Consider the following 14038-nt stretch of genomic DNA (forward strand, 5'->3'; position numbering starts at 1 on the left):
AAATTCATGCCTTCTGCCCTCGGTCTCAACGAGCACTCCCGTTACTCTGCCATTTTTAACTGTGAAGTCTTTTACCGAATGCTCGACTTTAATTTGAACTCCTCGACTCAGGGCAGCTCCAGATAAAGTTCTTATGTAACCATACCCTAAAGGCAAAACAGGAATGTGACTGCGGGTCCAATGAGCTCCGTAAAGTTCAAATACTTCTGGTTTAAAGTGTTGCCCCAATTTCTCCAGCCATTCCAATCCTTCAGTAGCATGTTCCACTAAATGGCGCACCAATTCTTGATCGGCATGTTCTCCTCCAAAAGTAAAAGTCTGCTCAAAGAAAAGTTCTTTCGAATCCTCCACTCCTTGCTGAGTCTGTCTTTTGGAATCAACAGCGCTGTAAAAACCGCCCGAAATTAGAGTGTTTCCGCCAATTTTTGGGGCCGCTTCCAGAACTACAACACTAGCACCTGCATCGGCCGCTTCTACAGCGGCAGCAAGGCCAGCTGCACCGGCACCAATAACGATTACATCGAACTGAAATTTTTTAGACCAATCGAACGGATTCGAAAAACCAAAGCAACTAAAAGGAGCCATACACGCAGCAAGCCCTATTGCGCCTCTTCTGACAAATTTTCTTCGAGATTGAATCAGAATAGAAGAATTATTTTTATTCATTGCTCCTCGCTTCTTTCAGAAAATTGGCCGCCTCCATTGCCGTCCGTACCCCAAGTTTGCGTAAAGCATTCGCTCTATGAATTTTTACTGTGTGCTCAGCAATAGAAAGATCGCAGGCAATGACTTTGTTCATTTGGTCCAGAGCAACCCGTTCAAGCACCTGTCTCTCTCTTTCCGTAAGGGTTGCCAACAATCTTTGCTTTTCCTCGACAGCTTTTTCCTTGGCCCTCCTTTCCTTGTCAATTTCAATCATTTTAAGAACAATCTCCTGCAGCCTTTCGGGCTGAACAGGCTTTTGCAGGAAATCGTATGCTCCGTTTTTCAAGGCCAGTACAGCAGAATCGACAGTTCCATGCCCCGTTAAGAAAACGATAGGCAGCTTAATTCCACGAGAACGCAGAATGGTCATCATCTCTAATCCATTAATTTCTTTCATGCGCAGATCAGCGACAATGCATCCAGGTCTGGTCTCGTCAACTCTGTCTATAAATTCTTCCGCACTTCCGTAAGTTTCAGATTCCAGCCCAATGATCCTAAAAATGAATTTTTCGGAGTTTCGGACAGTTTCTTCATCATCAACGATTCTGACTAAAGGAGATAACTCTTGGGGAAATAGCTCTTTCATAGGACTTCCTGATCCTCTTTTTCCAGTAACTTCGGGACGAGAAGGCACGCCTTTAAGCCTGCTTTCGAATTTTGTTTGAATATTAATTTGCCGCCATGAGACTCAGCAATCACTTTACAGATAGCCAATCCGAGTCCCAGACCGTCGGCTTTATGACTTTTCACGGGATGCGTTAAACGAGAAAACTCTTCTTCCGTTAACTTTCTTCCGTTGTCTTCGACGCACAGCAGCCAATATTTACCTTCGTCCTCAATAGTTAACGAAATCTTGGGAGAAGAAAGATTTTCCGTCGCTGCTAAAGCATTCTTGATGAGATTAACGAGCACCAGCTCTAATTCAAGAGAATCCCCAAAAACGTAGGCACCGCTTTTTGAAGAAGCCGACAGGCTCAGATTTTTCTTCTTAAAAGAAACCCGGCTATTTTTTGTTTTCTCTACGTGCCGCATAACATTGCCGACAACCGTTGCCAAGTCAATCTTAGAAAAATGTTTTTCTTCTCTTTTAGCGTACGACCGAACTTTCATAATGATTTGAGACAGTCGATCCGCTTGGGAAGATATCTCGGTCAGGGCCTCTTCTACTAAAGGATCCTTTTGTTCTTGTTTGAGATACATCCGCAACCCACCTGCATAATTCATTAAAGAAGCGATTGGCTGATGAGCTTCGTGGGCAAACATAGCCGACAGCTCCTGAACTACGCCGGCTTTTTCCAACTGATAAAGCTTTTCTTGGGATGCCCTCGCCTCTTCCTGAGCCTCATGCGCTTTAGTTAAAGCTTCTCTGAGAGCTTTGGTCCTAGAGTTCACTATTCTTTGGACTGAGATAATGTAGGCCGAGACAAGAATAATTAGAGCTGCAAGTCCATAAAAGAAAAAACGATACTTATAAATAAGAGCCGACGGAGCAGAGTCTTTTAAATACTCGTATGGGCCCATCTTTAATGATCGATATAAGGAGTTGACATTACCGAAGTCGCTGGCGAATCCCCACCGGCCCTCTCCAACCTTAGGCATCGTAAAAAGAGCCACTGAGAAGTCACGCACCAGATCTGAACCAGCATGAGGCAAAGATGCGAAAACGACATCAGGATAAAGTTCAGAGCTAACTTTGCATTTAAGAAGATTCTGATTTTTCTCCTCAATCACTTCTAAATCATTCCGGCCTATCGTTCCTTCGAGAATAAGGCGTTCAAGCTCACAAGCTTTAAGAATACCGACATCGGCGCTCCCGTTCAAAACGAGAGTTGCAACATCCGGAAGACCATAACCTGTGAAGATTGCCTTAGATAAAAGAGATTCAGGTTCGAGGCCTTCTTTCAGCAGCTCTCCGGCGGCAATAATCCATCCTTCAAAGGAGGTTGGCGCTGAAATGCTGAGCACGGCTTTTCGTAAATCTTTGAGAGACTGAAACCTTGAATCGCCCTTTTTCTTTACGAAAACAGAACCGACGGCTTTTCCCGGATCCAGAGCCGACTCTCTATGGAACGTTGCAAGATGGCGTGCACCGGAATCTTCAGCAACCTTTGCAAAAAAGCCGCTTGGCGCAATAAAGAAATCAATAGATTTATCCTCGATAGCTTTTTCCAGCTGCTGGTAGGACAACTCGGAACTTTTGATTGTTTTATTAGGAATTTGGCGACGCAGATGCTCCATCGTGTCACCAAATGACCATACAAAAAACCAAGGATCAATAGTATCCAAAATCCCTACGCGAACCGTACTGCCTTTAATCTTACCAGCAGCAGCCTCTTTGTTGACGGATACAGTTGTTTCGGGCAACACTGCAGCAAAGCCTTCACCGCAAAGAAAGATAAAACAGAAGATAAGAAGGCCTGCAATCCAATAATTTTTTCTGGTAATGTGCCGCAAGATTAGAGGTGAATTCTTTTGAATTTTTAATTATATCGTTCAAACTCAGAATGCCTTCAAAACCTTACAGCAACCTTCGGAGTTTTACTGAGAGTCTTTCTGCATTCATTATCTTCTTGTAGCCGAGCCAGTGAGAAATTAGACGATTTAAAGGGAAGTTCCTAAAAGGTTTTGCTTAGTGCTGATAACCTTTTTGCTGTCTTGTCTCACCAAACCGGCAATACAGCAGAAATTAAGCCGTCTTCCTAGCTCTAAGCCTGAAGAAGAGAACTTCTTTTATGGCTGAAGCCAAAATCTCAAAATACAGGACTTCTTATTTTTCTTGTGATATTCCACTGGTCTGTTGCCACTCTAGTGATTATCTTTTAGTTAAAGCAACCAAAGAAAATTATTCACCTTCTGGTTTCTTGGGCTAATCGATTAACTTGAAGCGTCCTCTGCCCTGCATCTTACTTTTTTTCGGAAAAGTATTTCTACAACCTATGTTATTAAAATCAGAATACTTAATTAGTGTGGACGAGAGGCATCCTGAAAGACTTTCAGAGACAAAGACACTCCGCTTAATAAAAGAGCAATTCCGACAACGAGCGTCCATCCCGGTGCTTGTTGTTTATAAATTAACGCGTAAATAACGGAGAAGATCGTCTCGAAAACAATCATCTGACCGCTTAAGGCAACCGGCAACCTAGCGCTCATCATGTTCCACAGTGCCATTCCTCCCCAGCCACAGGCAAGTCCCGCGATCAACATTACACAGATAAACACAGCAGGGTCGGGACCAAAAAATGAAGCTCCATTCATCCAAGAGTCCAAATTAACGGCTGAAAAACAAAGAACTGCTGCCGGAAAAATTGTACCGCCCTGGGCGCAAGTCCAAACCACCGGTGAAACCTTAGGATGCGAAATAAGCCACTGACTATTGCGGATTGGAAACCATGTCCAAAGTGCCATCGCAGTGAAACTACAAAAGAATCCAAGCCAATACTCTTTAGAAGAAGTTTGAGAAGAAATTTCAGAAAATTCGTCAATATTGCCAATCCACAAACCGAGGAGAATCATGAGAAGCGGAAGCCAAAGACGGCGCCAAGGAACAACCACACTTGTTTTTGCACCAGGTCGGTTTGTCAAAAGCGCCACGTTAAGCGGAATAAGCGCCATTAGCATTCCTGAGGTAGGAACTCCCGCCCATCGAATGCCTTGCGTAAGAAAAATATAGTAGACGGCGTTGCCGAAAAAACCAAGGCAAAATGCTTTCAGCCAGTCAGACGCCTTCAGCGCAGATAACTCTCGTCTATAGTGCCAACAAAGCACGAGACTGCATGCACCGTAGACAGCAAAACGTCCCATAGCGATAGTCGTCGGAGAGTAATCCGGGAGCAAAAGCGGAACAATATAAATTAACCCCCACAGCGCACATCCGAGCACACCGAAAAGAACGCCAAGAAACATTTTTAATTATCACCTGTTTTTCACTGCTGCCGGAGGTAGATTCTAATCAATATCAGGGCTTTCGGTCCCGCGGCACAACTGCCCGGAACGGTTCGACACTTTCGTGCAGCAAAGTTCGCTAACTACCGTACCTTGTAACACGCCTCAAAAAAAGATTTTTCGTAACCACATCCGGAAACAAAAGCTGCAAGCATCTCCTTTCGTGTCGCAGAAGAAGAGTTGGAGGCCAATCGATTCAAAATCCTTCCAAATTTTTTAACCTGCTCGTCATAAGCGGTGTCTGAGTAACCTGCCAGCCAATCGGAATAAGGATTGTTTTCCGTTGCTTTTTTCATTTTTCTATACTCCATGCCTATTTGCCAATAAACCCAAAAACATGGATACATTGCCGAGGCTGCCACCGGTAGATCTGAGAAGGCGCAATGAGCCGCTTCAAAATTAACGTAATCGAGAACAGTTTTCTCTGGTTTTGCTAAGACCGGCATCTCTTTTTGGTTGACTTTTTGATAAGTCTCTCTGCTATAGGAAATCAAATCAATAGTCACGGACGCGTGATGAGAGAAGAAACGGATTTCATCTTCTGTGGAAAATCTGGAGGCCAGCAGACTCAAAGATCTTGCGTAAGCCTTTAAATAGAACACGTTCTGCTCAAGATAATAATTGAAGCTCGCCTTTGATAAAGTTCCGTTAAAGAGTTCCTTCAGATAAGGCTGACTCACAAGACCGTGCACATAATCTTTGAGATCTGTCTCTGCCTCATCGGTCCATTCTTTAGGATAGGAAGCAAAAACGGACGGGTACACAACACAAGTGCCTAACGCAAATACAAAAGCTCTTCTATCAATCATTTCAGTTGCTCACGAAAAAATGAATTTTACAGTGGCCAAGATTATCTGGCGCAGTCAGCTTTCGAATTCAGATGATATGCGAAAAAACACCTCAAAAATTTTGTCGCTGCAGGTCGGTCTTAGAACCTTTAATTTTTTTAATTCTGACCAAAAACGAAAATACAGCAAAAGTATTAAATTTCAGTTAGTTATACGTTTTCATTTCCTTATTTGACACGTTTTCGTTTCCTTATTTGACATGATTTCATTTCCTAATTTGACACGTTTTTATTTCCGTACTTGACATGAATTCTTCAACATCCAACATCAATTTCCTGACGTATTGGCAACGTGATAAAAAGTGCAGAAAGTCAGCGCATTATCAAACGACCGTAGTTAAAAGGCTGAAAAGAATCTTCCATAGAGTTCAAGTTGCGCTTGGTTTGCGGAGAAGATTAATGCAGCGTATTCATCAAAGTCGAAACCGGGGACAAGGCTTTTTGGGATCAGTTCTCGATATAAGTCTGTGAACTCAGGATACCGAGGGAAGTTTCTTTATTTTGGAATCCAGAAAACCATGCAGCTAATTATCTCGATGAGTTTTCAAGTAGGCAGCAATCTGAACGCAGAAAAGAATCCTGCCCGATGCTTGAACGGGTGACAAATTTAAATTCCGAAAATGAGTTACCGATGCAGGAACGTTTTTAAAACTTCTTTAATTTCTAATACGGCTTTTTGTATTTCTTCCTCGGAGAAAGAACCAAATCCCATCATGAAACCGTTCATTTTTGAGCATTTGCCACCAAAAGAGCTTAATGGTCTGACCAAGATACCTTTTTCTTTTAGCTTTATCGAAGCTTCCACGTCAGGGATAGAGTCGAGATGAAAGGCAATATGACTGCCGCATTTTGTATTTGAAAGGTGTCCAAATCCAAGAAGATGTTGTGCGATAGTTTTTTGCAAACTACTTAAGGAATTACGAAATTTTTTTCTGAGCTTACGCAGATGGCTGTCGTAGGAAGAGGATTCCAAGAACCTTGCCAATATAGCTTGACTTTGTTCCGAACTTGAGCGGTCTGACATCAACTTGGCTCCGGCAAAGGCTTTTTCGTATCCGTCCGGAACAACCAAATAGCCTATTTTAATTCCCGGATAAAACTGTAATGTAAAGCTGTCCATATATACAACTCGATGCTCCGAACCTTCCTCCGCCCTCAAAGGTTTTAAAGGCATCCCGTTGTACCACACAATATTTTCGATATCTGCCTCTAATATCCAGCTTTTTGTGGCGAATGCCCTTTCTAATACAGCCTGCCTGCAGTTTTCTTCCATCGTTACACTCAAAGGCGTTTGGTTTGCAGGGGAGACAAACAAACCTCGTACACCAGTTGGCAAACTCTCTAAGTGCTCTTTTGTTAAGCCTCTTTCACTTACCGGAATGTGATGAACATGAAGACCATTGAAGAATGCAATCTGGCTGAACATTGAAGCCGAGGGACTTTCCATCGCCAGGGTATCTCCGGGTTCGAAGAGAACTTTAAACACAAGATTTAAATTTTGTACTGTCCCATTGGTAATAATTACATTCTCCGCAGAACATTTAATTCCTCGGTGCTGTAATAAACGAGCGGCAATAGCTCTTCTTAAAGGCAGAAATCCGGCCGGATCACTGTAGTCTGTGTGATTCCAGGGGGATCTCGCAACCATAGCGGCTTGTTTTGTCCACTCCTTATCAAGCAATTTTGCAAGACCGGAGCCGTAAACAACAAAAGGTCGATTCTTGTAATTATTTCGTTCGAAATATCCTGAGAGCTTTTCAGCAAAGCGCGCTCTTTCAGACAATTTTATTTTTTCGATAGAAGCAACAGCGGGAGTTTTTTTCTCGTTTGTTTGAATAAGTACCGATTCATTTTTTAGGACGACAAACCCCGACCCTCGTTTGGCCTTAATAAATCCTTGTTCTTCAAGTTCTTTGTAAGCACTTACCACTGTGTCAACCGAAACTTTCAGTTGTGCCGCCAGAGTGCGAATGCTAGGGAGCATCAATCCCGGCTGCAAATAACCATCCAAAATCTTTTCAGTGATCCGGCTAACTATTTGATCAGCCAAACCGATTTTGAAATCAAAATTCAACTCCAAATTTAACGAGGCTCTTTTCATTTTGAACTGTTGGGTGCTAATAGAACAAAACTGTATGGGTTTGATTTTACATTACAGACATACAATTCTTCTACACAAAAGATTCAACCAGCCCTCACTCACCTTAGTTATAAAAGGAGTAAATATGACAATGAATAGAAGGCAAATGCTTGCAGCAAGTACAGGACTCGCTCTTTGCGCGAATATCTATGCGCAGGAAGCCTCTCCGGTCTCCACCGCAACAAGACCTTTGAGAAGAACTGCCCGTCAGCTTAATCAAGAACAAACCTTAGAAGTTATTACAGCCACAGATCACGCCGTACTATCCACCTGTGATAAGGCCGGATATCCCTATGGCGTACCCATCACACCGGTCTTAGAGGGGGATCATCTCTATTTTCATGCTACCGGAACAAAAGGCGGCAGAAAAGAAGACAACATGCTCATGAATCCGAACGTCAGTGTTGCCTTTGTTTCTAAAGCCAATACATTAGGAAGCTGCTACTCTGTGGATTTTGCAAGTGCAATTGTCCGAGGGAAAGCTCACAAGGTAACGGATCCGAAAGAAATAGCTCATGCATTCGATTTGATTCTTGCCCGCCACGCACCTTCCAACTCCAAAGCTCGAAACGATATCCAGAAGAAGGTCCGCGGTCCATATGCGACTGTTTGGAAAATCGACATCGAGCACATTGACGGCAAGGCACGTGCTGCTAAGGAGTGGATAAAAGGCCGTTCTGCAACCGAATTACATGACACCTGTACATCAGCATGGCTGCAAGGTGTTCCTAAATAATCTTTACGGATTAAATACCTATATCTCGAATCAGAATTAAGAAAATCGAAAGTCTTCCGGCATTCTGTATAAGCCTCTGGCCTTCTTAGTCAGAGGTTTTTTCATCAATTAGTCTCCCACAATCTCTTGCTTAACCATTTTGTACCTTCCTGGGCTAGAGAACACCCTCAGTGAAAAATCACCCAACAATTCCATTGCCTAACATTCTGACTGTGTAATTGTTACTTTATTAGCCTTCAGCAAAAGTACTCATGAAATGTCGTCCAGTTTCGGAGGAAAAGAAAATGATTAAAAACATAAAGACGGATATTTTGACGGGGCGGTTCCAAAGCCAGAATAAATCTCTGTCCTTGAGAGGAACTTTGCATGCGCCATGTATTGCTTTTTCCTCGGAGAAAAGTTCTCAGGGAACACAGTCATACAAAAAAGTACAAACAGGGAGTCTTTCAGAAAACTTGAAACCTCAAAAAAACTTTCCTTCAGACAGTGCTTACGTCTTTCTCCAAGTTCAATTAAGAAAGGCTGCTTCCAAAGAATTTTGGTTTACTTTTGCCATCCGAAAAATTCACATACGGTTTGCCAAGCTACCTTCTGGAGAAATTCTGCTGTTTTCGGATCGACTTTTTCGATTCCGTAATATTTGAGTCCTACCGGAGAACGATGAAACATAGTGGCAAAAGTTACGCAAGCGGCCAAATAAGTACCTTCCGGTGAAGGATGAGTTTTATCTGTGCGATGAAGCACGAGCGAAGGATCTTCCTTGATTGCTTCAGCAAATGCTAAACCAACAGGAATGACCCTGGCATTAGCTTCATTTGCAACATTCGTCGTCGCATCGGCAAGCTGAGGCATCATTTCCGGTTTGTCCTTACTGGCCCAAGTCATCATGATGAGAGGCTGAATTCCAAAACATCTCAAATCATAAGCATGCTGTTTTGCGAATTTTTTAAGAACTTGTTGTCTTTGAGGCTTAATAAACCCACGGCTATTGTCCTGAAGAATAACAGCGTCAAATACTTTTTCTTTCGTAAAGTCAGATTTCTTAATTTTTCCGCCGTCACTATAATCTACATAACTGGATGCCATTCCTGACGGCCTTACCAACTCCCAAACATTGAACCATCCAAGACCCGCTCCCCCTATTGTCACCATTCGATCGCGCTTAACTTTAATGCCAGCGGCCTCGATTAGACCATTGATGACTCCATTTAATCCGCCGGTGTAATAAGTGTAGGAGTTGCCAACCACCATATATAAAGAAGGAGCTTCCATACTCGTTACGGCAGGTTTAACCCTGGTTTCAAGAGCTGAAACGGAGGATACAATTAAAAGAAAAGAGGCCGAGAGAACAGAGAATTTAAAAAGCTTGGTCATATCAACCTCCTCTGGGATTAAACAACTAATAAGCATTTTGATGGCACTTCAGATGATTGATTGAGTGCAAGACGGAAATCCTTTTATGAATGTTCCCCAATCGTATAAAAGCCTTCTCTCCTTTGCCGTTCAATCTGCTCATTCACAGAATAAAGCTCAAAGCAGCAAACATCTGTTTTTTCAAAATGATAGCCAAAGCTTCACGGACAGAATCAGCAATTGCGGCGGCAACGGCGATAGTGGCGGTAGTTACTTCAGCTTCACCTACGCCTCTTGCGAAAATGTCGGCGGAGGATTCAAATTTTTCTTCACGAAAAGACAAATTAGAAGACCGTGAACTCAATTTCGTTCGACAAACCTCTAACAAATTAGAAAAAAGGAGGATCGAGGTAAGAGTGTAAAAGATACCGGACTTACTTCTAAAAAGTGTTGACCTTGCTTTTTCAAAAGGCACGCGGGAAGAACTCCCAAAAACGCCCTTCCCGCCAACCAGTCTTCAATTCTTTATCCAAGTTCAATTAAGAAAGACTAGTTCTAAGTAATTTCGGTTTACTTCTGCCATCCGAAAAATTCACATACCGTCTGCCAAGCTACCCTCTGGAGGAATTCAGCTGTTTTCGGATCGACTTTTTCAATTCCATAGTATTTGAGGCCAACCGGAGAGCGATGGAACATAGTGGCAAAAGTTACGCACGCCTCCAAATAAGTACCTTCCGGCGAAGGATGAGTTTTATCCGCACGATAAAGTTCAAGCGAAGGATCCGCCTTGATAGCTTCGGCAAACGCTAAACCAACAGGAATAACCATGGCATTAGCTTCATTAGCAACTTTCGTTGTCGCATCGGCAAGCTGGGCAGTCATTTCCGGTTTATTCTTTCTGGCCCAAGTCATCATGATGAGAGGCTGAATGCCGAAACATCTCAAATCATAAGCATGCTGCTTGGCATATTTTTCAAATACTTCTTTTCTTTGCGGATGGATAGGACCAGTACTGTTGTCCTGAAGAATAACAGCATCAAAAACTTTTTCTTTAGTGAAGTCAAATTTCTTAATTTTGCCGCCGTCACTATGGTCTACAAAAGTTGAAGCCATTCCGGACGGTCTTACCAGCTCCCAAACGTTAAACCATCCAAGGTCGGCGGCTCCGATTGTCACCATACGGTTGCGTTTAACTTTAATGCCCGCGGCTTTGATTAATCCGTTAATGGCACCGTTCAATCCACTGGAGTAGTAAGTATAGGAATTGCCAACGGTCATGTAAGAAGTAGGCGCCTCCATGCTGGTTATCGCTGGTTTGACGCTTGTCTCAAGTGCGCAAACAGAAGAGGCAAAAAGAAGGAAAGATGCTGCGAGAGCAGAAAATCGAAAAACTTTGGTCATGTTCACCTCCTCGGGGCTAGAGAAATAATGAACATTATGAAACCGAAGAAGACAAATGGGTATGCTGATATGGAAAAGCCTTTTTGCAAGATATGCAATCTTTTGGAATGCGAATCAGTTGGCTCGGTCTAGCGATCTTTTCATTATTTAAGCGAATTACTTATTGGCGTATTTGCAACGTCTTGCTTCCAGATCCTTTTCTTGCTTTTCACTGGTTCTGTTATCAAGAAACCGTTTCTTTTGCCCATTCTAAAAACAAATTCCTAAACCATTTATGAGCGGGATTATTGTGATGAAGATCTGACCAAATAATAGCCATCTTTGGTGCTTTGAAGTGCAGTCTATGCGGCAACGGCAATGTTGTTAACTGCGGATACAGCGTACAGGCGGTTGCTGCGCTTCCGGTTGTACAAATGAGAAACAAATCACTTTTAGTCATGGCTTGCCAAGCCATGTCAGGACGATCGGTTTTGAAAAAGATGTTTGAGTTCTTATTTCTTCCGGAGAATATCTCATCATCCGGCGATAACCAATCTTGTTTTCTTCCTGAAGAAAGCGAGACTCGTCGAAAGTCCGTTAAGTCCTTTACGGTTAATTCTTTCTTTTGAGCGATTTCGCATAAAGGATGATCTTTTCTTAACAAGATGCATCGTTTTCCAGCTTTCAGATCTGAATAATGAGCTTGCGGAGGAAGGCCTACAGCCCGCCCGATTAATAAGTCTATGTCGCCAGACATCAACACAGACAAAGGATTATCCGAAATACTTACATGTTCAATTGAACAGAGCGGTGCTTCCTTCATAACTATTGGAAGTACGTAAGCCATCAACGAGGGAGCAAAGCCGGGCGAACATGAAAATTTAAAATGCTCCTCACAAGCAGGAAGATAAAATTCTTTATTTCGAAGATTATGAGAAAGTTCGACCAAATCTTGAAGTCTCGGTTTAATCTGAAGAAAGAAAACCGTCGGCAAAAGAGCACCTTTGGAAAGAACAAACAAAGGATCTCCGAAAAATTTTCTATATTTTTCTAAGAGGCGACTCGAAGCTGACGGCGTCAAGCCAATCTTTTCTCCGCTCTTAGCGATAGCACGAGTTTCTGCAATGGAAAGAAGAAACTCAGCATGTTTGGCGTTAAAAGGATCATCTTTATTCAGCATGGCAACATTACAAAAAATGCAATTCCGGACTTGTGCTTTTTGCTATTTCCTATTGTAACGATTGTTCATAGAATCAAAGCTGAACTCAATCCTTTAATCTCGGAGAATCTTATGCTTCGTCCTTCTTTTACTCTTCTTTCAGCCTCTCTTCTTTTAGCTTTTGGAACCACTTATGCGACCACCGCAAGTCAAACAGAACCGGGAGCAGCTCCAAAGAAAATTGAAACCATTTCCGGCGCCACTCAAAAACGAGAGGCAACGTCAGGTGCTTTTGTCTTAACTAAAACACCTGAAGGAAAAAACTGCTGAAGGATATGGCAGCCGACTTCCTTTATACCGGCCCGAGTACTTTTGACGGTAAAAAGATTGGCGGCGGACGCAATATGTATGCTATTGCCACCTCTTACGCAAACCATCCGGAAAACATTACCGCCGAACTGACCACTGACTACAATCCGGAGACCGGAAAATTCCTGTTCTACGGAACCACTGCCAAAGACAGCGGGAAAATTTTGCGTGCTGCCAAATCCGGCACCGGTGTCTCGGTTGCTTGGGTCAAGCAACTCCGAGAAAATGAAATTAAGGATCACGGGTATAACTATTACGACAGTTATGGCGTCCAATTTGACGGACCTGTTGAAATCATCACTTCAAAATCCATCAATACCGGCGATCCTGCCAAAGATGCAGCCGCTCTTAAACGTTTGGAAGAAATTATGAGCAAGTCGCTTACGACCATTAAGGAATGGAACTTGCTGTGGCAGTTCGATCCGAAGCTCACTCCTCAAGAACTTGCTAAGGCCAAAGAGCAAGCTATCCGTGACTTCATGTCCTACGAAGATGTTTATGTTGTTGATCCAAAGAAGATGATTATCATCGGCTACTTTTATCGGCCTTTGATGGTCAATCCTAAGAACGCCTTTGTCTATGGCGACTACGGCATTGATTCTTCCAAACCTAATTTCAAATTAGAAGAGGCTCCCGGATATCAGAAAGCATTAAGAGACACCAACTGTGCTTACACCGTCAGCAAAACCGGTCGGGCAGAATATCCATTTTTGGATGGGAAACATTCGGCAGATTCACCTGACAACATTATCAACCGCCTCGTTGCTTACAAGAATGAGCAGGTATTCGGTCAATCTCATCCTCAGCAGAATGCCAAGCCACTTCCGGGAGCTCTAGAAAAAATTGAAAAGATGTACAACGGCGGCGGCAAAATGGTCACTAAAGCCGAAGCTGAAAAGATGGCAAAAGAAGCCAACGGTAAGCGTCAGACCATTTACTGGGAAGATACTTCCAAAGCAGAAAACATGCCTGACCGCTACATGATTACTTACACCGGTGTTGACTCTAACGGCAGAAACTACATCAGCGTTCAGCCGAATTGGAATCGATATTTCATGCTGCAGCCGAATAATATGTGCGGCATTGCCACTCGTCATTCTTTGTATTGGGATTAGAGAATAACCTACCGGGGCCGACCAATTAGTCTGGCCCCTGCCTCTTTAAGCTAATGCTTCAACTACGCTGGAATTTGCGGAAGAGATTTTAGGGAACTTTAATCTTCTTCATCCTGTTCAATGTCCTCTGATTCTTTCGCAGCTTTGTTTTTGGTCGATCTATCCACATTATCTTTGATTAGAAAAACCTGGCCGTTTACACCCATAAGTTGAAAAGAGTGAAGATTTCTTAATAAAGTGACATCTCCCCGTCCTTTCGGACGAGGCTTCTCACTTCATCGACTCCAACCTT

Annotated in this window: 13 protein-coding genes; 3 read left to right on the forward strand and 10 right to left on the reverse strand. The window is 43.0% G+C overall.

What is annotated here, in order from left to right; genetic code table 11:
- The 6 genes from RDK53_RS11450 to RDK53_RS11475 form a co-directional block, all read right to left on the reverse strand.
- Positions 1-666 (reverse strand): FAD-dependent oxidoreductase (locus RDK53_RS11450; RefSeq protein ID WP_308514989.1); only part of this gene is annotated, 666 nt, incomplete at its 3' end.
- Positions 659-1291, reverse strand: coding sequence for a response regulator (locus RDK53_RS11455; protein ID WP_308514991.1), 633 nt, complete (start codon positions 1289-1291; stop codon positions 659-661). The genes RDK53_RS11455 and RDK53_RS11450, both read right to left, overlap by 8 nt.
- Positions 1288-3159, reverse strand: a complete 1872-nt coding sequence (locus RDK53_RS11460) for a PhnD/SsuA/transferrin family substrate-binding protein (RefSeq protein WP_308514993.1) — start codon at positions 3157-3159, stop codon at positions 1288-1290. The genes RDK53_RS11455 and RDK53_RS11460 overlap by 4 nt, the downstream gene beginning before the upstream one ends.
- 507 nt (positions 3160-3666) lie before the next feature.
- Positions 3667-4608 carry a DMT family transporter gene (locus tag RDK53_RS11465; RefSeq protein ID WP_308514994.1) on the reverse strand — a complete coding sequence of 314 codons (942 nt, stop codon included), beginning with the start codon at positions 4606-4608 and terminating at the stop codon, positions 3667-3669.
- A 122-nt stretch (positions 4609-4730) separates the two neighbouring features.
- On the reverse strand, positions 4731-5456 hold the full coding sequence (locus RDK53_RS11470) for a TenA family protein (protein WP_308514996.1): 726 nt from the start codon (positions 5454-5456) through the stop codon (positions 4731-4733).
- Positions 5457-6119: 663 nt separating this feature from the next.
- Complete coding sequence (locus RDK53_RS11475; protein ID WP_308514998.1) at positions 6120-7595, reverse strand: PLP-dependent aminotransferase family protein; 1476 nt, start codon at positions 7593-7595, stop codon at positions 6120-6122.
- Positions 7596-7725: 130 nt separating this feature from the next.
- Between RDK53_RS11475 and RDK53_RS11480 the strand changes: the two genes are divergently transcribed.
- Positions 7726-8370, forward strand: coding sequence for a pyridoxamine 5'-phosphate oxidase family protein (locus RDK53_RS11480; protein WP_308515000.1), 645 nt, complete (start codon positions 7726-7728; stop codon positions 8368-8370).
- 543 nt (positions 8371-8913) lie between these two features.
- On the opposite strand, the gene RDK53_RS11485 is transcribed toward RDK53_RS11480, so the two are convergent.
- The 4 genes from RDK53_RS11485 to RDK53_RS11500 form a co-directional block, all read right to left on the reverse strand.
- The gene (locus RDK53_RS11485; RefSeq protein ID WP_308515002.1) at positions 8914-9744 is read right to left on the reverse strand and encodes an ADP-ribosylglycohydrolase family protein; all 831 of its coding nucleotides are present in this window, start codon (positions 9742-9744) and stop codon (positions 8914-8916) included.
- 142 nt (positions 9745-9886) lie between these two features.
- Positions 9887-10066, reverse strand: a complete 180-nt coding sequence (locus RDK53_RS11490) for a hypothetical protein (RefSeq protein ID WP_308515004.1) — start codon at positions 10064-10066, stop codon at positions 9887-9889.
- Positions 10067-10293: 227 nt separating this feature from the next.
- Positions 10294-11124, reverse strand: coding sequence for an SGNH/GDSL hydrolase family protein (locus RDK53_RS11495; RefSeq protein WP_308515006.1), 831 nt, complete (start codon positions 11122-11124; stop codon positions 10294-10296).
- Between the two features lie 223 nt (positions 11125-11347).
- Positions 11348-12283 carry a LysR family transcriptional regulator gene (locus tag RDK53_RS11500; protein ID WP_308515008.1) on the reverse strand — a complete coding sequence of 312 codons (936 nt, stop codon included), beginning with the start codon at positions 12281-12283 and terminating at the stop codon, positions 11348-11350.
- 111 nt (positions 12284-12394) lie between these two features.
- Here RDK53_RS11500 and RDK53_RS11505 point away from each other — a divergent pair, with 111 nt between their 5' ends.
- Together RDK53_RS11505 and RDK53_RS11510 are read left to right on the forward strand one after the other, a co-directional pair.
- Positions 12395-12592, forward strand: a complete 198-nt coding sequence (locus RDK53_RS11505) for a hypothetical protein (protein WP_308515011.1) — start codon at positions 12395-12397, stop codon at positions 12590-12592.
- Positions 12593-12597: 5 nt separating this feature from the next.
- Positions 12598-13746, forward strand: coding sequence for a hypothetical protein (locus tag RDK53_RS11510; protein WP_308515013.1), 1149 nt, complete (start codon positions 12598-12600; stop codon positions 13744-13746).
- Positions 13747-14038 lie beyond the last annotated feature (292 nt).

Origin of the sequence: uncultured Turicimonas sp. (assembly GCF_902477955.1) — a bacterium.
GTDB lineage: Bacteria > Pseudomonadota > Gammaproteobacteria > Burkholderiales > Burkholderiaceae_F > Turicimonas.

Coding starts and splice junctions, on each gene's coding strand:
- RDK53_RS11455 (WP_308514991.1), bottom strand. CDS start 1,291: ATGAAAGAGCTATTTCCCCAAGAGTTATCTCCTTTAGTCAGAATCGTT.
- RDK53_RS11465 (WP_308514994.1), bottom strand. CDS start 4,608: ATGTTTCTTGGCGTTCTTTTCGGTGTGCTCGGATGTGCGCTGTGGGGG.
- RDK53_RS11470 (WP_308514996.1), bottom strand. CDS start 5,456: ATGATTGATAGAAGAGCTTTTGTATTTGCGTTAGGCACTTGTGTTGTG.
- RDK53_RS11475 (WP_308514998.1), bottom strand. CDS start 7,595: ATGAAAAGAGCCTCGTTAAATTTGGAGTTGAATTTTGATTTCAAAATC.
- RDK53_RS11480 (WP_308515000.1), top strand. CDS start 7,726: ATGAATAGAAGGCAAATGCTTGCAGCAAGTACAGGACTCGCTCTTTGC.
- RDK53_RS11485 (WP_308515002.1), bottom strand. CDS start 9,744: ATGACCAAGCTTTTTAAATTCTCTGTTCTCTCGGCCTCTTTTCTTTTA.
- RDK53_RS11495 (WP_308515006.1), bottom strand. CDS start 11,124: ATGACCAAAGTTTTTCGATTTTCTGCTCTCGCAGCATCTTTCCTTCTT.
- RDK53_RS11500 (WP_308515008.1), bottom strand. CDS start 12,283: ATGCTGAATAAAGATGATCCTTTTAACGCCAAACATGCTGAGTTTCTT.
- RDK53_RS11505 (WP_308515011.1), top strand. CDS start 12,395: ATGCTTCGTCCTTCTTTTACTCTTCTTTCAGCCTCTCTTCTTTTAGCT.
- RDK53_RS11510 (WP_308515013.1), top strand. CDS start 12,598: ATGGCAGCCGACTTCCTTTATACCGGCCCGAGTACTTTTGACGGTAAA.